This window comes from Paraburkholderia fungorum, from assembly GCF_046027215.1.
GTDB lineage: Bacteria > Pseudomonadota > Gammaproteobacteria > Burkholderiales > Burkholderiaceae > Paraburkholderia > Paraburkholderia fungorum_D.
In genome coordinates, this window is the sequence record NZ_JAQQEN010000001.1 from 361,491 (window position 1) to 378,261 (window position 16,771).

The following is a 16,771-nucleotide window of genomic DNA, read 5'->3' on the forward strand; positions in this document are numbered from 1 at the left end:
GATGCGGGATGCAAGGCGCTGGAAGCCGCACATTTTATCAGGCGCGCCGCTGCCCGTCGTATTGGCCGAACGGCCAGGCTGGACGCCGTGCGCCCCTGTGGTAACGTTGGCGCTCCGGCCCGCTGGCTTTGGTGAGCGGGCGCCCTTCTTACGTACTCGAAACTGCATGCCCCGTTCCGCACCTTCACGCGCCCACGGCGCCTCGCCCAAAGGCGGCAAGCCGCACGCCATCCGTATCATCGGCGGCGACTGGAAGCGCACGCCTTTGCCCGTACTCGACCTCGACGGCCTGCGGCCCACGCCCGATCGCGTCCGCGAAACGCTGTTCAACTGGCTTGGCCAGGATCTGGACGGCCAGCGCTGCCTCGATCTGTTCGCCGGCAGTGGCGCGCTGGGCTTTGAGGCGGCTTCACGGGGCGCTGCGCGGGTGTTGATGGTGGAGCGCAACGCACGGGCCGCAAACCAGTTGCGCGCGAACCAGGAGCGACTGTCAGCACGCATGATCGAAATCGCTGAAGCAGACGGCTTGCGTCTTGCCTCGAGCCTCGCGCCCGGGTCGTTCGATGTGGTGTTTCTCGATCCGCCGTTTGGCAACGACTTGCTCATCAGGGCGCTCGCGCTGGCCGTGCCGCTCGTCAGCGAGCAGGGTTTTCTGTACGTTGAAGCCGGCGCCGCACTAGAGTTGGACGGGAATGAGATCCTTGCGGGCTGGGAAATCGTGCGGCAAGGTAAAGCGGGCGCTGTCCACTTTCATTTGCTGCAGCGCGAAAATAAGGAATAATGCGCGTTCGAAAACAAGCGGCGGGCGCTTTGTCGTTACGCGCGCGGTCGGTGCCGAATGCGTCCCGCGGACGCTTTGACGTGCCCATTTGTCTGAAGAGAGGAGAAGTCTCATGGTAGTCGCCGTGTACCCGGGCACGTTCGATCCGCTGACACGCGGTCACGAAGACCTCGTTCGGCGCGCGTCGAGCATTTTCGACACGCTGGTGGTGGGCGTTGCTGACAGTCGCAACAAGAAGCCGTTCTTCACGCTCGAAGAGCGCCTCGACATCGCTCACGAAGTGCTCGGCCACTATCCGAACGTTCATGTGATGAGCTTCAAGGGGCTGCTGAAAGACTTCGTGCGCACTAACAACGCGCGGGTGATCGTGCGCGGGCTGCGTGCCGTGTCGGACTTCGAATATGAGTTCCAGATGGCCGGCATGAACCGCTATCTGTTGCCTGACGTCGAAACCATGTTTATGACGCCGTCCGACCAATACCAGTTCATCTCGGGCACCATCGTGCGCGAAATCGCGCAACTAGGCGGCGACGTCAGCAAATTCGTCTTCCCGTCGGTCGAAAAAAGGCTCAAGGAAAAGGTCGCGCTGCTGGATTCGGAGAACGGCACTTCGGCGGCGCAACCGTAACCGGCGTAAACTGTCGGCTTGACGGATCAAAGCTGGCTTCGGCCGGCGCGAAGTGAGAGAAGTATGGCCTTGATGATTACCGACGAGTGCATCAATTGTGACGTATGCGAGCCTGAGTGCCCGAACGACGCGATTTCGATGGGCCCGGAAATCTACGTGATCGACCCGAAGAAATGCACGGAGTGTGTCGGCCATTTCGACGAACCGCAGTGTATTCAGGTGTGTCCGGTCGAGTGCATCCCGCGCGATCCTGAACATCTCGAGACGGCAGACGGGTTGATGGCGAAGTATCACGCGCTGCAGGCCGCAAAGGGCGCGTGAGTGGCAACGCGTGGCGAACGGCGAGGTGGGTTGACCTCGCCGCGTTTTTTGCAGCGGCTTGTTGAGTCGAGCGCCGTTCTAGCCGACGTAGGCGCTGAAAATGTCGCGCAGCGTGTCCACCAGCATGTCGCATTCGGCGTCGGTGCCGACCGAGATTCGCAGGTGCTGGTCGATTCGGGGCGCATTGAAATGGCGCACGAAAATCTCTTTTTCCCTTAGCCGTCCCGCGAGTGTCGCTGCGTCATAGCCTTCGTGCCGCGCGAACAACAGGTTGGCCGCTGACGGTACCACCTCGAAGCCCAGCGCGGTCAGCCCTGCGGCCAGCCGTTTGCGGCTGGCAATCACCTTGGCGCAATTGTCGTGGAACCACGCATCATCCTCGTATGCGGCGATCACTGCGGCCTGGGCGAGCCGGTCGAGCGGATATGAGTTGAAACTGTCCTTTACGCGATTCAGGGCATCGATCAGTTCCCGGTTGCCGAACGCGAACCCCACGCGCATCCCCGCCAGCGAACGCGATTTCGACACGGTCTGAACCACCAGCAGATTCGGGTAGCGGTCGATCAGCGCGATGGCCGATTCCGCGCCGAAATCGACATATGCCTCGTCAATCACGACGACTGAATCGGTGTTTCTTGACACCAGACGCTCGATATCGGCAAGCGGCAGAGGGCGTCCGGTCGGCGCATTTGGATTCGGGAACAGCACGCCGCCGTTGGGCGACGCGTAATCGTCCACATTGATGGCGAAGGTGTCGTCGAGCGCGACTGTCTGATAGCCGACTTCAAAGTGCCGCGCATAAGTCGGATAGAAGCTGTACGTGATATCCGGAAACAGTAGCGGCTTGTCGTGCTTCAGCAAAGCCTGAAAGGTGAACGCGAGAACTTCGTCCGAGCCATTGCCGGCAAACACCTGCTCCGCCTGGATGCCGTGGTACGCGGCGACTGTTTCACGCAACTTGCGCGCCGTGGGATCGGGATAGCGGCGCAACGACTCGGCGGTATCGCCCAGCGCCTGCCGGATCGCCTCGAGCACGCGCGGCGAGGGCGGATACGGATTCTCGTTGGTGTTCAGCTTCACCGGGTGCGCGAGCGCCGGTTGCTCGCCCGGCACATAGGGCGTCAGACGGTGAACGATGTCACTCCAGTAACGGCTCAAGCGATTCTCCTGTCAGTGGCAATGCGGCGAGGCGTGCGTACGGCGGGTGCTTACGCGTTGTTGCGATGCAGTTGCATCGTCGCCCGCTCGAGTTCGCCTTTGATGATCTGCGGCATCACAGCGAGCGCACGCTCGATCGACGCGTCAATCACATCCTGTTCCTCGCGTCGCGGCGGCTTCAGCACGTAATTGGCGACGTCCGGCTTGGCGCCTGCACGCGCGCTCTCGGGAATCAGGTCGCGCGGATGGCCGATGCCGATCCGCAGCCGCCAATACTGTTGCGACGACAGATGCGCGGTGATGTCCTTCAGCCCGTTATGGCCGCCGCTACCGCCGCCGAGCTTCAGCTTGACGCTGCCAGGCGGCATATCGAGTTCGTCGTGCGCGACCAGAATCTCGTCAGGGAGAATCTTGAAGAACTGTGCAACCGCGACGACCGACTGACCCGAACGGTTCATGTACGTCTGCGGTTCGAGCAGATGCACTTCTTCACCATGAAGCCGCGCCTTCGCATAGAAACCGTGGAAGCGGCGCTCGTCTCGCAGCGTGGTGCCCGCTTCGCGCGCCAGTTGATCGACCAGCCAGAAGCCGGCGTTGTGGCGCGTTGCGGTGTATTCGGCGCCCGGATTGCCGAGCCCGACGATCAGCTTGATCATGATTGCGTGGGTCCATCTGGCCCGGGTGCCGAATGCAGCCGAGTCGAAAAAAACCGAAAAAAAACCCGCCGGGGCGAACCTCGGCGGGTCACATCGACCGTTCCATTGAAACGGATCGAGAGGATTGCTCGCTCAGTGCAGCTTAAGCAGCCGGCGTTTCGCCTTCGCTTGCAGCAGCGGCTTCGCCTTCAGCGATTGCGCCAGCCGGGATCGTTGCAGCTGCGACGACCGGGTTTTCTGCTTCAACGTGAGCAACCAGTGCGACGCCTGCCGGCAGAACGATGTCCTTGGCATGCAGCGATTGGCCAGCTTCGATCTTCGCCAGGTCGACTTCGAGGAATTCCGGCAGTGCCGACGGCAGGCACTCGATTTCGATTTCGTTGACGACGTGCGAGATCACCGCGCTCGACAGCTTCACTGCCGGGTTCGATTCCTGGTTCATGAAGTGCAGCGGCACCTTGGTGTGCAGCTTCTTCTTCGCGTCGACACGTTGGAAGTCCACGTGCAGCACGAGCTGACGGAACGGGTGGTATTGCACGTCGCGCAGCAGAACCTGTTGCGACTTGCCGCCCACTTCCAGGTCGAGGATCGACGAGTGGAAAACTTCTTTCTTCAGCGCGTGCCACAGTGCGTTGTGGTCCAGTTCGACCAATTGCGTGTCAGCACCAGCGCCATATACGATGCCCGGGGTCTTGCCCGAGATACGCAGGCGGCGGCTCGCACCCGTACCTTGCAGGGAACGCTCGAAAGCGACTACTTTCATGTTGAATCTCCAATGCACTGCCCGCGACCAGGCAGTAAAAACGGGGCCTCCAAGCCATTCTGGCTGAGGCCCCAGAGCGATGGCACGAACCTTCGTTCGTTCATGCCAATTGTGCAAAAGCGCAGCGTGCCCTACTGCAATGCACGCTGCGCCTTCGCAAATACTTAACTTTCAGCGAACAGCGACATCACTGAATCGCCGCGGCGAATCCGCGAGAACGTTTCGGCAAGCAGGCCCGCGCTGGTCAACGAACGGATCTTGGCGCACGAGCGGGCTTCTTCGCCGAGCGGGATGGTGTCGGTGACAACCAGTGCGTCGAGTGCCGAAGCTGCAATGCGCTCGCCTGCACCGCCCGACAGAACCGGGTGGGTGGCATAAGCGAACACCTGCTTCGCACCGCGTTCCTTCAAAACTTGAGCTGCCTTGCAGAGCGTGCCGGCGGTGTCGACCATGTCGTCCATGATCACGCAGGTGCGGCCTTCGACTTCACCGATGATGTTCATCACTTCGGCAACGTTCGCCTTCGGGCGGCGTTTGTCGATGATCGCGAGATCGCAATTCAGTTGCTTGGCCAATGCGCGGGCACGCACCACGCCGCCGACGTCCGGCGACACGACCAGCAGGTTCTCGTAGTTCTGCTTGCGCAGATCGCCGAGCAGCACGGGCGTAGCGTAGATGTTGTCCACCGGGATGTCGAAAAAGCCTTGAATCTGGTCGGCGTGCAGATCCATCGTGATGATCCGCTCGACGCCGGCGATTTCCAGCATGTTCGCCACGATCTTCGCCGAGATGGCGACGCGCGCCGAACGCGGGCGTCGATCCTGACGGGCATAGCCGAAGTAGGGGATGGCTGCGGTGATCCGGCCGGCAGACGCGCGCTTGAGCGCGTCAACCATGATCATCAGTTCCATCAGATTGTCGTTCGCCGGTGCGCAGGTGGACTGCAGGACGAAGACATCCTTGCCACGCACGTTTTCCTGAATCTCGACCTGGATTTCGCCGTCCGAGAAACGGCTAACCATTGCTTTGCCGAGGGGAATACCGAGGATTTTGACGACTTCCTGTGCAAGCGCGGGATTTGCGTTGCCAGTAAAAACCATCAGGCCGTCATGGCTGCTCATCGTGCACCTACTTCAGGCTGGGGGCGAGGGAAATGCGAGAATTTTTGGCAGGGGAGGAAGGAGTCGAACCTTCGAATGCCGGAATCAAAATCCGGTGCCTTAACCAACTTGGCGACTCCCCTACACTAACTTTAAGCTCCGCCGAACGTGGAGTTTCGTTCGACGATGCAAAACTTATGACGCGAAAGTAAAGAGTGGATGCTGATCGAGACCTGCAGTCACTGCGCTGTTCCATTCGCCGGGCAGTTTGGCTTGCGCCGCTTCTGCTTGAGCTTTGCTACGGAACGCTGCAAATACACTTGCACCTGATCCAGACATCCGCGCTGGCGCGATAGTTTCAAACCACCGCAGCACTTGCGCTACTTCCGCGTATTTTCCAACGACAACCTGCTGCATGTCATTCCGACCAAAACTTTCTGGCCATTCAGTATTGCAGCTAAGTTCTGCAGGAAAGTCCGTAATTATGAGGGGTTTTGAATCTCTTGTCAACGTTTTTTCAGAGAAAATCGCTGCAGTCGGAACATGAACCCTCGGCGTCACTACTAGGAAATGGCGCGGCGGCAATTGTACAACGTCTAGCGTTTCTCCGACACCCTGCGCGAACGCATTTTTTCCAAAAACAAAAAAAGGCACGTCGGCACCGAGTTTCAGCGCCAGCGCCTGCAGCTCTACGCGCGGCAAATCGAGCTTCCACAAACGGTTCAGCGCGAGCAGTGTGGTGGCCGCGTCGGAGCTGCCACCGCCGAGGCCGGCACCCATCGGCAGGCGCTTGTCGATTTCGATGTCGACGCCTTCCGGCGAACCCGTGTGTGCCTTCAGGAGCGTCGCCGCACGCACCGTGAGATCGTGCTCGGGCGGAACGTCGGCAATCTCGGTGCTGCGCGTGATGAGACCGTCATCGCGCCGGGTGAAGTGCAGCGTGTCGCCCCAGTCGAGCAACTGGAAGACGGTCTGCAGCGTGTGATAACCGTCCGGCCGGCGGCCGGTGATATGCAGGAAGAGGTTCAGCTTCGCTGGCGCGAGGCAATCGCGCAACGCATCGGTGGTTTCAATCATAAGGCTGGGCTACATGCGCCAAAGCGGCGCCAAAGAAGCTGCAAGGGTTGCGCGGACGGTGCCGGTTACTGATCCAGGACCAGTTTGATGTCGAGCGGCGGTTCCGAGCGGCTCAGGTTCACGCGCTTCACGCCGGTGGCCGGTGCGTCGGCATATGCGAGGTAATCGATCGTCCAGCCGTCCTGCGTGATCTGCTTGAGACGCGACGGCTGCTCCGGATCTTTCTCCGTTTTGGCGCGAGACGTAGGTGCGGGCGAAGGTTGCAGCCAATACCGCAGTCCTTCGACCGGCAGCGCGAAACCGAGCGCGTTCTGCATCAGCGTGGAGACGTTGTCAGCGGTGAGCGGCTGGCGGTTCGGCAATTCGAGCGTGGCCGAAGCCGGTGATGAAGTCACGATAGCCAGCGTCTGGCCGAGCGGATTGCGCAATTGCAAGGTGACGGTGTCGCCCGTTTCCTGCCAGGTAAAGTTACCGTAGGCATTGCGCTGCTGGCCGTTCTGGTCGTTGTACTGGACCGCGAACCGACCTTGATACGAGCGACTGGTTTGTGCGGTGACCGATGTCGCGGCGTTCGACGTGGACGGCCCCTGGGGCTTTACCGATGCGCAACCGGCCAGTGCGACAACGGCGGCTGCCGCGAGACCGAGCACCGCGCCACGCGGCGCCCGGGGATAAGAGATCAGACGGGAAAGACGCATCAAAGATCGTTCACCTGAAGACGTTGGAGCGTTTTGACAAGCGTGTCGTTGTCCGGTTCGAGCTTGCGTGCATCGCGGAACGCGGCGCGCGCCTGATCCTGCGCGCCGGTTTTCCACAAAACCTCGCCGAGGTGCGCGCCGATTTCCGCATTCGGCTGCATGTCGTAGGCTTTGCGCAGTAGCTTGATCGCGTCCGACGTATCGCCCATCCGATATTTGACCCAGCCGACGCTGTCCATGATGAACGCGTCGTCCGGTGCCAATGAGGATGCCTTCTCGACCAGCTTGTCCGCTTCGGCGAGGCGCTGATTGCGATCAGCCAGCGAGTAGCCGAGCGCGTTGTAGGCTTGCGGATTGTCGGGCTGTGTCTGAATCAGCTTGCGCAACTGCGCTTCCATGACGTCGTAATGGCCGGTCTTTTCGGCGGCCATGGCGTAGTCGTAGGTCAGATCGGGGTCGTCGGGAAACTGCGCCGTGGCTTGCTGCAGGCGGGTTTCCGCCTCCGCGTAGCGCTTCGCGTCGAACAGGATGGCCGCGTCGGTGCGCGCGATCAGCGCCTGGTCGCGCGGATCGGGTGCCTGCAGGCCTGCCAGCAGTTTGCGCGCGTCGTCAGCCTTGCCTTGCTTGGCGAGCAGTTGTGCACGCGTAATCTGCGCCGGCACGTATTGCTGGCTCGACGGCGATATCTTGTTCAGCCAGTCGGCTGCCGCCGCTTCGTTCTTCAGTTCGAGCGACAGTTGCGCGAGATAGATGTACGCCTGACCCGGATCGGCGCCGGGCGTTTTTTCGGCTTGCTGCGCGTACTGGATGAGGTAGGTCTGCGCCTCGTTGAAATTCTTCTGCTGGATCTTGATCAGCGCAAGCGCCATGAGCGGCGTGAGGTCGCTGGCGTTGTTCTTGTGCATGATCTCGAACTGCTTCTGCGCGTCATCCAGACGGTCGCTCGCGAGGTACATCTGGGCGAGCGCAAGGCGCGCGTCATGCGATTTCGGGTTCTGCTGCACGTACTTTTCGAGTGACGCGATGCCTTCCTTGCGCTCCTCGGGGCCCATTTGCGACAGCGTCAGCGCGGCCGGCAAATAGTCCGGCTTGAGCGTAAGCGCCTGTTCGAGCGACTTGCGCGCGCCGGGTGCGTCGTCCGACACGAGCTGCTGGCGCGCGATGGCCAGTTGCGCTTCGGGGCGGTTCATGTCGTCTTTCAGCAGATCTTGCAGAACGTGCAGGCCGCCGATCCGGTTCGGACCGCGCGAAAGCAGCAGTTGCAGCGCTAGAATCGCGCTGCCGCGATTGTCGACGGGTACCCTGGCCAGTTCGCGCGCAAGGATCGGCGCGGCGTCGTCTGGTTTGCCCGACAGCACGAGCAGCGACGCGTCGAGTTGCGCGGCGCGTTCCGAACTCGGCGCATACTGCTGCCACAGCTGCGCGGCGGCGAGTGCGTCCGACGGGCTTTGTGCGGCCAGCGCGATTTCGGTGGCGCGTTGCGCCATGCGCGGATCATGCGTGTCGCGCGCGAGCGCGAGGTAGGTCTGGTAGGCCGGCGCCGGCTGATCGCGTTGCAAAGCGACCTCGGCGGCCAGCACCTGGAAGACGATCTGGCTCGTCAGCGCGACGTTCGGCAACGACTTCTGATCTTCCGCCGACGCCGGGCCGAGCGGGTCCGGCAAGGTAACGGACGTGTCATCCGAGTCCGGCGAAGGGTCCTGCGCGTGCGCCGGGACGGCAGCCAGCGCCCAGAGAGCGAGCGCAGCCGCGCCGAGCATCCGGCGAGCGGGGACGGGCGGCACGTGGGGTGCGCTAGCCGGGCGCTTCGAAAACAGCTTCACGAAGGACAAGTTCATGGAAATCCGTTCAATGTTTCGGACGATTGTAACGCGCTCGCTACAATACGCGCACAACCACTCACGCAAGTTGCAGACCAGTTAGACATGCCAGAGTTGCCAGAAGTTGAGGTTACCCGACGGGGAATCGAACCGTATGTGTCCGGGCGCAAGGTTGAACGCGTCGACGTGCGCACGCCCGCGCTGCGCTGGCCGATTCCGGCCGACCTTGCGAAAACCTTGCGTGGCCATGTGGTGCGCAAGGTCGAGCGGCGCGGCAAGTACCTGCTCTTCGAAATCGACGCCGGCTGGTTCATTGTGCACCTCGGCATGACTGGGACGCTGCGCGTGTTGCGCCACGTGCCGCATCCGCCCGCCGCGGCGAAACATGATCATGTCGACTGGATCTTCGACGAGTTTATTCTGCGCTATCGCGATCCCCGGCGCTTTGGTGCGGTGCTGTGGCATCCGCGTGAAGCCGGCGACGTGCTCGAGCACCCGTTGCTCGCGGGTCTTGGCGTCGAACCGTTTTCGCCGGCTTTCTCCGGCGCGCTGATGCACCGGCTGACGCGCGGGCGCAAGGTGTCTGTGAAACAGGCGCTGCTGGCGGGCGAGATCGTGGTCGGCGTGGGCAATATCTACGCATCGGAGAGCCTGTTTCGCGCGGGCATCCGGCCAACCACCGCGGCGGGCCGCGTTTCGCTCGTGCGCTACGACCTGCTGGCGGACGCGGTGCGCGTGACCCTCGCCGCCGCGATCGAGAAGGGCGGCAGTACGCTGCGCGATTTCGTCGGCAGCAACGGCGAAAGCGGTTACTTCCAGCTCGACTATTTCGTCTATGATCGCGCGGGCCTGCCATGCCGCGTGTGTGGAACGCCGATCAAACAGATCGTGCAGGGGCAGCGTTCCACATACTTCTGCCCGACTTGCCAGCGCTAATTTATCAATGCCTTCTCGCTTAACTTCGTCCACCGCACCTGCCGCGCCCGCTTTGCCGGCCTTGTCTGATTTTTCCACGCGGCTGATCGCCTGGCAGCGCCAGCATGGTCGTCACGATTTGCCGTGGCAGAACACGCGCGATCCATATCGCATCTGGCTGTCGGAAATCATGTTGCAGCAGACCCAGGTGTCGACGGTGATTCCGTACTACGCAAAGTTTCTCGGGCGTTTTCCGGATGTCGCCGCGCTCGCCGCCGCGCCACTCGATGATGTGATGGCGTTGTGGGCCGGCCTCGGCTACTACTCGCGCGCGCGCAATCTGCACCGCTGCGCGCAGGCTGTGGTGGAGCAGCACGGCGGCGCGTTCCCGGCCTCGGTCGAAGCGCTCGGGGAATTGCCGGGCATCGGCCGCTCGACGGCGGCGGCGATTGCATCGTTCGCCTTCGGCGCGCGCGCGACGATTCTCGACGGCAATGTCAAGCGCGTGCTGGCGCGCGCGTTCGGCGTCGAAGGTTTTCCGGGTGAAAAGAAAGTGGAGAACGCGATGTGGGGGCTGGCGGAGTCGCTGCTGCCGTCCAATGCATCGGACGACGATGTAAGTGCCTACACGCAGGGTCTGATGGATCTCGGTGCGACGCTCTGCATGCGCGGCAAGCCGGATTGCGTGCGCTGCCCGTTTGCCGCGGACTGCGTGGCGAACGTGACGGGGCGTCAGCGCGAACTGCCGGCTGCGCGGCCCAAAAAAGCGGTGCCGACACGGCGCACATGGATGCTGGTGCTACGCGACGGCAACGCCGTGATGCTGGAAAAGCGCCCGCCGTCGGGCATCTGGGGCGGCTTGTGGAGCTTGCCCGAAGCCGCCGACGAAGCCGCGCTCGCGGAGCGTTCGCGCGCCTTCGGTGGCGACGACGGGTTCTCGCCGCTCGCCCCGCTTACGCATGTTTTCACCCATTTCAAGCTGGATATCGAGCCGCGTCTTGCGGAACTCGACCGTGCCGTGGGCGCCCTGGCTGCGTTAGGCGACGCGGATACCGCGTGGGTCGCCCTGAGCGATCTCGATTCGTTCGGCGTGCCAGCGCCGGTGCGCAAACTGCTGGATGGACTGCAAGGTTCCCTGCTATAAGCGCACTGGCATTTAAAGCAACTGATGCTGCTGCATGTAGTGATGGACCACGTCGATTCGCGCGCCCGCGTCCTGCAATTCCATCAGTTTTTGCCTTGCGCGTAACGCGATCGGCAACACTTCCGCGAGACGGTTGGACACCCATGACGGATCTTCGAGTCTGAACGGTTCGGCGAACGGCAAACTGTCGGGGTCGCGCTCGCGAATCGTGGCGATGATCCGTTCGAGCACTTCGGCGCATGCGCCAAATTTGGCCAGATGCTGATTACCTTCGAGCGGCATGTCCTCGCCAAGGGGCTCCGCCATCCCGACCAGCAAGCCGCTGCTTTCCACACGATGCGACAGCAGGCGAAAACGCCGCGTGCCGCGTGCGCGAATCAGCAGCATGCCGAAGGCTTCGACATCGCACTCGTCGATTTCCGCGAGACAGCCAATTGCTTCGGGCACCGAAGGCTCTTCGGCGCGCGCAACTTCGGCCCCGCTTTTCAGCAGACATACGCCGAACGGCGTCTTTTCACGCAGACAGTCGCGCGCCATATCCAGGTAACGCGCTTCGAAGATTTTCAGAGGCAGCAGCCCGTCTGGAAACAGCACCGTATGCAGCGGAAACAACGGCACATCGGCAAGCACAGTAGAAGTAGAAGGCATGGCGCAACGCTTCGAGTTGAGGCCGCGCGGCGCGGCCGGTTAAGCCACTAACTTCGATGATTCGCCGACTTCGACCGGCGCATCGCGGTGCCGCACAATCACATTCGCCTGACTTGCGAGACGCGCGGCGAGCGTCTCTGCAATGAACACCGAGCGGTGCTGGCCGCCCGTGCAACCGATCGCGACAGTCAGATAACTACGGTTGTCGTCGCGGAAATGCGGCAGCCATTTGGCGAGAAACTTTTCGATGTCGTCGATCATTTCGTGCACGACCGGCAGTGCGTCGAGAAAATCCATCACCGGTTTATCGAGGCCTGTGAGCGGCCGCAATTCATGATCGTAGTACGGGTTCGGCAGCGTGCGTACGTCAAAAACGAAATCGGCGTCGAGCGGCACGCCGCGTTTGAAGCCGAACGACTCGAACATCAGCACGAGTCCCGTATGCTCCTGCTCGATGAAGCGTTTGACCCACGCGCGCAGGACATTCGCGCGCAGATTGCTGGTGTCGATCTGATGGCCGAATTCCGCCAGGCTCGCCACGAGTCCGCGTTCGCGCTCGATCGCTTCGGCCAGCGACGTCAACAGGCCGACGTCGGCGTCGTGCGCGGTCGAACCGGACAGCGGGTGACGGCGGCGCGTTTCAGAGAAGCGTTGAATCAACGACTGCGTGCTGGCATTGAGGAACAGCACGCGCACGTCATGGGCGCGCGACAGGTCGCGGATCATGGCGGGCATTTCGTCTAGCGAAGCGCCCGAACGTGCGTCGATCGCGACCGCGAGGCGTTCTTGCCCGTCGTCGGCGAGATAGTTGGCCAGTTGCGGCAAAAAACGCGGCGGCAGGTTGTCGACGCAGTAATAGCCTGCGTCTTCAAGCGCGTTCAGGGCAACTGATTTGCCGGAGCCGGAAATACCGGTGATCAGAATTATGCGCATGGGGTCGAGAGATCCGTACATTTCATCATAGCATCTGGTCCTCGTGCGCGCGCCCGCGGCCTGCCGTTGGCCGCAGGTGCGACACGGTGCGCGATCTCAGATCAATTTGCCGGGAAACTGGCTGTCGGGATCCTGCATCGCCAGACGCTGGCGATCCATGAAGTCGCGCAGCGTGTCGATGCCGCGCAGTTGCAGGATCGTGTTTCGCACCGCCGCTTCGACCAGCACCGCCAGGTTGCGGCCGGCCGCGACCTGAATCGTGACCTTGCTGATCGGCAGGCCGAGCACGTCGACGGTTTGACTCTCCAGCGGCAGGCGCTGGAATTCGCCGTCAGGACGGCGCACCAGTTGCACGATCAGCTTGAGCTTCATTTTGCGGCGTACCGCGGTTTCACCGAAGATCGTCTTGATGTCCAGCAGGCCGAGGCCGCGCACTTCGAGCAGATTTTGCAGCAGCGGCGGGCAGCGTCCTTCGACGAAGTCCGGGCCGAGGCGCACGAAATCCACGGCGTCGTCCGCCACGAGGCCGTGGCCGCGGCTGATCAACTCCAGCCCGAGTTCGCTCTTGCCGAGGCCCGAATCGCCGGTGAGCAACACGCCCATGCCGAGGATGTCGAGAAAAACGCCGTGCAACGTGGCGCGCGGCGCGAGGATGCGCGACATGTAGAGGCGCAGGCTGTCGATCACCGCGGCGGCCGACATCGGCGTGGTGAACAACGGAGTCGACGAGCGCGTGCAGCGTAATACCAGTTCCGGCGGTGCGGCTACGCCGCCTGCCACAACCAGAAACGGCGGCTCCAGTGCGATCAGCTCGGCCATGTGGCGCGAGCGGTCTTCGTCGGTTTGACGGGTGTAGTAATCAATTTCGGCGTCGCCGAGCACCTGAATCCGGTTCGGGTGGATCAGATTCAAGTGGCCGACAAGATCGGCGCTCGACGTGGCATTGGCGACCGATTCCGAAGAAAAGCCGCGTTCCCAGCCTTCATGCCCCGTCAGCCAGCTCAGTTTCAGCATGGCGGCGTTGTCGTCGAAAATACTCTGGGCGTTGATGCTGGACGTATCCATGAGTCAGTGACTCCAGTGTGGGCCGCTTTGCGAGGTCAAGGTACGGCCGCACTAACGCGGGCCGCATACCTTGCCAGGCCGTACCCGCACACAGGCGGGTAACCGGCGTGCGGATAACCGCCGATACATCAAGGTTGCCACTGAGTGAGCAGGCGATGCAATGATTCGCGGTCTTCTTCGGTGTGCAGGCGCTCGCGGGCTTCGCGATCGGATAGCAACTGGGCGATTTCCGAAAGAATCTCGAGGTGCTGCTGGGTGGCCTGTTCGGGCACGAGCAGGAAGATCAGCAGCGAAACCGGCTGACCGTCCGGCGATTCGAAGGGGATGGGTTCGGCGAGGCGGACAAAAGCGGCGAGCGGCTGCTTCAGGCCTTTGATCCGGCCATGCGGAATCGCGACGCCTTCACCGAGGCCAGTCGATCCGAGGCGCTCGCGCGCAAAGAGATTGTCAGTGACCGTGCTACGGGCGATGCCGTTCTGGTTCTCGAAGATCAGGCCCGCTTGCTCGAACACGCGTTTCTTGCTGGTGACCGATAGTCCGACGACGACGTTCTCGAGGGGAAGAAATTTGGCTAAACGATTCATGTTGACAGGCGAAAACGTGGCCTGGTTTCTCCTCGCAGGGGCGTTTGAGTGGCGTTCCATTCGTTTGATGCTCACGGCGACGTGCGTTGAAGTCCGAAAGCGCAGGACTCCGGCACACCGACTTCCGTTCGCTCGCTTGACCCCGATGGTAACCGGAACATTATAGAACAGGGTAGCCACGGATGGTGCGGCGCGCCATCAACGGCGTATGCGTTTGTTCGAAGGACACGTCTCATACCGCATCGCAGCGCGAGGAGGGCGTCCTGAAACGAAAAACCGCCCGGTTCCGGGCGGTTTAGCTGGGGCAAGGAAAATGAAGAAAGCCTTCCAATTTTCCTTATTGCGGTGGCACGTCCACCTGCGGCGCCAGTTGCTGGTACTTGATCGCCTCATGCGCATGGCCTTGCAGGCGATCCTTGTGACGTATCACTTGCCGGTCGAGCTTGTCGATCATCAGATCGATCGCAGCGTACAGGTCGCTGTCACAGCTCTCGACAAAGAGATCTTTGCCCTTTAGATGCAGGTTGATTTCAACCTTTTGACGCTTTTCCTTTTCCTTGTGGTTGTCGACCGAGAGGACCACACTGCCGTCGATTACCTGATCGAAATGTCTTAGCACCCTATCCAGTTTGGTGATCACGTATTCGCGCAACGCAGGCGTTACTTCGAGGTGGTGTCCACTGATCTGCAGATTCATAGTGCTTCTCCAAGCTAGAGGCCGCTTGATCCGCACGATGACGAAGGTCCGGTCGATCTATCGGCTTGCCTGAGTCGCCCCCCGGTGACTGACTTCTGGCAGGTCGCATCGGCCGGCCTGTCCGCCAACTGCGGAGCGGCCGGTAAATGCCCGCCACGGAAGGCGACGGGCTACAGAGACTTGCGCAGGTTGACTGCCGGAATCTTGAGTGCTTCGCGATACTTCGCCACGGTACGCCGTGCGACCACGAAGCCCTGTTCCGCCAGCAGTTCGGCTATGCGGCTGTCTGAAAGAGGAGATTTCGGGTTTTCCGCTCCTATCAGTTGCTTGATGAGCGCGCGGATCGCCGTTGAAGACGCCGCGCCGCCCGTGTCGGTCGAAACGTGTGATCCGAAGAAGTACTTAAATTCAAGCGTCCCGAATGGGGTCAGCATGTATTTACCGGTTGTCACACGCGAGACAGTTGACTCGTGTAGGCCCAGCGTATCAGCAATTTCCCGCAAAACCAAGGGGCGCATTGCAATTTCGCCGTGCACAAAAAAGCTCTTTTGACGCTCGACAATGGCTTGCGCGACCCGCAGGATCGTTTCGAAACGCTGCTGGATATTCTTGATCAGCCAGCGTGCTTCCTGCAGTTGCTGGCGCAACGATCCGCTGCCCGGATCGCCCCGGTTATTGCGCAGAATATTCGCGTACAGATGGTTGATGCGCAGCTTCGGCACCACCTCCGGATTCAGTTCGGCCTGCCAACCCTGTGCCGTTTTGCGCACCATGATGTCGGGCACGACGTAGTCCGCTTCGGCCTTGCCGTAAGCGGCGCCCGGAAACGGTTCGAGCGAGCGGATCAGCATATGCGCATCGCGCAGGTCGTCGTCGTTGGCCTTCAGATGCTTGCGCAGGCGTGTGAAATCGCGGGCCGCGAGCAGTTCCAGATGGTGCGCCACGATCTCGAGCGCGAGGGTGCGGGTGGACGACGTGTCGAGCCGCAGCAATTGCAGCTTGAGACATTCGGAGGCAGACCGCGCGCCCACGCCCGCCGGGTCGAAACTATGTAATAGCGCTAGCGCGGCGTTCAGTTCGTCGACGTCGACCTCGAGCTCTTCGGGTAGGTCCGCCAGCACTTCGTCAAGCGTGGCGGCGAGGTAGCCGTCGTCGTCGAGCGATTCGATCAGGAAGGTGATCAGCGCACGGTCGCGCTGGCCCGCCTGGGTGACGCGCAATTGCGCCATCAGGTGATCGCGCAGCGAGGTGCTCGATTCGTGGATTTGCAACGGCGGCAGATCGTCGTCGTCCGACGCGTTGCCGGAGCGGCCGTAGTCGCCGAGATCCCATTGCGATGCATCGCCGTTGCCGTCGGAAAGGCCGTTGTACTCGTCCACGCCCTGCGGCTCGCCGTTCTCGGCACGCTCGCTGCTGCTGGTGGAGGACGACGAGGAGTTGCCGCCCATCTGGTCGGGCGGAGCCGAGGAATTCGGCGCCTGGGCGATCAGCGAGCCGTCGGCCGCCACGCGCAGGGGACTCGCAATCCAGTCGTCCTCGTTTTCGAGGAGCGGATTCTGCGAGATCGCCATTGCGACTTCCTGCTGCAGTTCGAGCGTGGACAGCTGAAGCAGACGGATGGACTGCTGCAGTTGCGGAGTCAACGCAAGATGCTGCGATAGGCGGAGTTGGAGGCTGGCTTTCATGGCAAGTTGAGATTCATTGTAGAGAGTTTGCCACGACCGCGATACATTGCGACACCCGCAATAACGCGTGCGCCCGATTTCGACGCCGCTGGGCGCGC

At 61.7% G+C, this 16,771-nt stretch carries 18 protein-coding genes and 1 tRNA gene; 5 read left to right on the forward strand and 14 right to left on the reverse strand.

Annotated elements, in window-relative coordinates:
• The first annotated feature begins 166 nt into the window (after positions 1-166).
• The 3 genes from rsmD (at position 167) to PQR27_RS01635 (ending at position 1,730) form a co-directional block, all read left to right on the forward strand.
• Complete coding sequence (gene rsmD / locus PQR27_RS01625) at positions 167-781, forward strand: 16S rRNA (guanine(966)-N(2))-methyltransferase RsmD (protein WP_408521992.1); 615 nt, start codon at positions 167-169, stop codon at positions 779-781.
• A gap of 112 nt (positions 782-893) precedes the next feature.
• Entirely contained in the window at positions 894-1,409 is a 516-nt protein-coding gene (gene coaD, locus PQR27_RS01630) for a pantetheine-phosphate adenylyltransferase (protein WP_408521993.1), read from the forward strand.
• 63 nt (positions 1,410-1,472) lie between these two features.
• Positions 1,473-1,730: a YfhL family 4Fe-4S dicluster ferredoxin gene (locus PQR27_RS01635; RefSeq protein WP_211608693.1), complete on the forward strand. Its 258-nt coding sequence runs from the start codon at positions 1,473-1,475 to the stop codon at positions 1,728-1,730.
• Positions 1,731-1,808: 78 nt separating this feature from the next.
• On the opposite strand, the gene hisC is transcribed toward PQR27_RS01635, so the two are convergent.
• The 8 genes from hisC to PQR27_RS01675 all read right to left on the reverse strand — a co-directional run bounded on the left by hisC (position 1,809) and on the right by PQR27_RS01675 (position 9,020).
• On the reverse strand, positions 1,809-2,888 hold the full coding sequence (gene hisC / locus PQR27_RS01640) for a histidinol-phosphate transaminase (RefSeq protein WP_408521994.1): 1,080 nt from the start codon (positions 2,886-2,888) through the stop codon (positions 1,809-1,811).
• 50 nt (positions 2,889-2,938) lie between these two features.
• Positions 2,939-3,544: an aminoacyl-tRNA hydrolase gene (gene pth / locus PQR27_RS01645; RefSeq protein ID WP_408521995.1), complete on the reverse strand. Its 606-nt coding sequence runs from the start codon at positions 3,542-3,544 to the stop codon at positions 2,939-2,941.
• 142 nt (positions 3,545-3,686) lie between these two features.
• Complete coding sequence (locus tag PQR27_RS01650; protein WP_408521996.1) at positions 3,687-4,307, reverse strand: 50S ribosomal protein L25/general stress protein Ctc; 621 nt, start codon at positions 4,305-4,307, stop codon at positions 3,687-3,689.
• A 164-nt stretch (positions 4,308-4,471) separates the two neighbouring features.
• On the reverse strand, positions 4,472-5,428 hold the full coding sequence (locus PQR27_RS01655) for a ribose-phosphate pyrophosphokinase (RefSeq protein WP_310813145.1): 957 nt from the start codon (positions 5,426-5,428) through the stop codon (positions 4,472-4,474).
• 45 nt (positions 5,429-5,473) lie between these two features.
• Positions 5,474-5,550 (reverse strand) — tRNA-Gln (locus tag PQR27_RS01660).
• A 52-nt stretch (positions 5,551-5,602) separates the two neighbouring features.
• The gene (gene ispE, locus PQR27_RS01665; protein WP_408521997.1) at positions 5,603-6,484 is read right to left on the reverse strand and encodes a 4-(cytidine 5'-diphospho)-2-C-methyl-D-erythritol kinase; all 882 of its coding nucleotides are present in this window, start codon (positions 6,482-6,484) and stop codon (positions 5,603-5,605) included.
• A 65-nt stretch (positions 6,485-6,549) separates the two neighbouring features.
• Positions 6,550-7,182, reverse strand: a complete 633-nt coding sequence (gene lolB, locus PQR27_RS01670; RefSeq protein WP_408521998.1) for a lipoprotein insertase outer membrane protein LolB — start codon at positions 7,180-7,182, stop codon at positions 6,550-6,552.
• Positions 7,182-9,020 carry a tetratricopeptide repeat protein gene (locus PQR27_RS01675; RefSeq protein WP_408521999.1) on the reverse strand — a complete coding sequence of 613 codons (1,839 nt, stop codon included), beginning with the start codon at positions 9,018-9,020 and terminating at the stop codon, positions 7,182-7,184. The genes lolB and PQR27_RS01675 overlap by 1 nt, the downstream gene beginning before the upstream one ends.
• An 87-nt stretch (positions 9,021-9,107) precedes the next feature.
• Between PQR27_RS01675 and mutM the strand changes: the two genes are divergently transcribed.
• Together mutM and mutY are read left to right on the forward strand one after the other, a co-directional pair.
• A complete protein-coding gene (gene mutM / locus PQR27_RS01680) occupies positions 9,108-9,938 on the forward strand; it encodes a bifunctional DNA-formamidopyrimidine glycosylase/DNA-(apurinic or apyrimidinic site) lyase (RefSeq protein WP_408522000.1) in 831 nt (276 codons plus the stop codon).
• A 7-nt stretch (positions 9,939-9,945) separates the two neighbouring features.
• On the forward strand, positions 9,946-11,061 hold the full coding sequence (gene mutY, locus PQR27_RS01685) for an A/G-specific adenine glycosylase (RefSeq protein WP_408522001.1): 1,116 nt from the start codon (positions 9,946-9,948) through the stop codon (positions 11,059-11,061).
• 12 nt (positions 11,062-11,073) lie between these two features.
• Here the strand turns inward: mutY and PQR27_RS01690 are convergent, their stop codons facing one another.
• From PQR27_RS01690 to PQR27_RS01715, 6 genes are all read right to left on the reverse strand, one after another.
• Positions 11,074-11,709, reverse strand: a complete 636-nt coding sequence (locus PQR27_RS01690; protein ID WP_408522002.1) for an LON peptidase substrate-binding domain-containing protein — start codon at positions 11,707-11,709, stop codon at positions 11,074-11,076.
• 39 nt (positions 11,710-11,748) lie between these two features.
• On the reverse strand, positions 11,749-12,642 hold the full coding sequence (gene rapZ / locus PQR27_RS01695) for an RNase adapter RapZ (protein ID WP_408522003.1): 894 nt from the start codon (positions 12,640-12,642) through the stop codon (positions 11,749-11,751).
• A gap of 96 nt (positions 12,643-12,738) precedes the next feature.
• The gene (gene hprK, locus PQR27_RS01700) at positions 12,739-13,707 is read right to left on the reverse strand and encodes an HPr(Ser) kinase/phosphatase (RefSeq protein ID WP_211608704.1); all 969 of its coding nucleotides are present in this window, start codon (positions 13,705-13,707) and stop codon (positions 12,739-12,741) included.
• A 128-nt stretch (positions 13,708-13,835) separates the two neighbouring features.
• On the reverse strand, positions 13,836-14,351 hold the full coding sequence (locus tag PQR27_RS01705) for a PTS sugar transporter subunit IIA (protein WP_408525374.1): 516 nt from the start codon (positions 14,349-14,351) through the stop codon (positions 13,836-13,838).
• A gap of 277 nt (positions 14,352-14,628) precedes the next feature.
• Positions 14,629-14,988: a ribosome hibernation-promoting factor, HPF/YfiA family gene (gene hpf, locus PQR27_RS01710; protein ID WP_408522004.1), complete on the reverse strand. Its 360-nt coding sequence runs from the start codon at positions 14,986-14,988 to the stop codon at positions 14,629-14,631.
• A gap of 170 nt (positions 14,989-15,158) precedes the next feature.
• Positions 15,159-16,673, reverse strand: a complete 1,515-nt coding sequence (locus PQR27_RS01715; protein WP_408522005.1) for an RNA polymerase factor sigma-54 — start codon at positions 16,671-16,673, stop codon at positions 15,159-15,161.
• Positions 16,674-16,771 lie beyond the last annotated feature (98 nt).

Bases quoted from the DNA above. Each gene is read 5' to 3' on its own strand.
- rsmD (WP_408521992.1), top strand. From the start codon at position 167: ATGCCCCGTTCCGCACCTTCACGCGCCCACGGCGCCTCGCCCAAAGGC.
- coaD (WP_408521993.1), top strand. From the start codon at position 894: ATGGTAGTCGCCGTGTACCCGGGCACGTTCGATCCGCTGACACGCGGT.
- PQR27_RS01635 (WP_211608693.1), top strand. From the start codon at position 1,473: ATGGCCTTGATGATTACCGACGAGTGCATCAATTGTGACGTATGCGAG.
- pth (WP_408521995.1), bottom strand. From the start codon at position 3,544: ATGATCAAGCTGATCGTCGGGCTCGGCAATCCGGGCGCCGAATACACC.
- PQR27_RS01650 (WP_408521996.1), bottom strand. From the start codon at position 4,307: ATGAAAGTAGTCGCTTTCGAGCGTTCCCTGCAAGGTACGGGTGCGAGC.
- PQR27_RS01655 (WP_310813145.1), bottom strand. From the start codon at position 5,428: ATGAGCAGCCATGACGGCCTGATGGTTTTTACTGGCAACGCAAATCCC.
- ispE (WP_408521997.1), bottom strand. From the start codon at position 6,484: ATGATTGAAACCACCGATGCGTTGCGCGATTGCCTCGCGCCAGCGAAG.
- lolB (WP_408521998.1), bottom strand. From the start codon at position 7,182: ATGCGTCTTTCCCGTCTGATCTCTTATCCCCGGGCGCCGCGTGGCGCG.
- PQR27_RS01675 (WP_408521999.1), bottom strand. From the start codon at position 9,020: ATGAACTTGTCCTTCGTGAAGCTGTTTTCGAAGCGCCCGGCTAGCGCA.
- mutM (WP_408522000.1), top strand. From the start codon at position 9,108: ATGCCAGAGTTGCCAGAAGTTGAGGTTACCCGACGGGGAATCGAACCG.
- mutY (WP_408522001.1), top strand. From the start codon at position 9,946: ATGCCTTCTCGCTTAACTTCGTCCACCGCACCTGCCGCGCCCGCTTTG.
- PQR27_RS01690 (WP_408522002.1), bottom strand. From the start codon at position 11,709: ATGCCTTCTACTTCTACTGTGCTTGCCGATGTGCCGTTGTTTCCGCTG.
- rapZ (WP_408522003.1), bottom strand. From the start codon at position 12,642: ATGCGCATAATTCTGATCACCGGTATTTCCGGCTCCGGCAAATCAGTT.
- hprK (WP_211608704.1), bottom strand. From the start codon at position 13,707: ATGGATACGTCCAGCATCAACGCCCAGAGTATTTTCGACGACAACGCC.
- PQR27_RS01705 (WP_408525374.1), bottom strand. From the start codon at position 14,351: ATGGAACGCCACTCAAACGCCCCTGCGAGGAGAAACCAGGCCACGTTT.
- hpf (WP_408522004.1), bottom strand. From the start codon at position 14,988: ATGAATCTGCAGATCAGTGGACACCACCTCGAAGTAACGCCTGCGTTG.
- PQR27_RS01715 (WP_408522005.1), bottom strand. From the start codon at position 16,673: ATGAAAGCCAGCCTCCAACTCCGCCTATCGCAGCATCTTGCGTTGACT.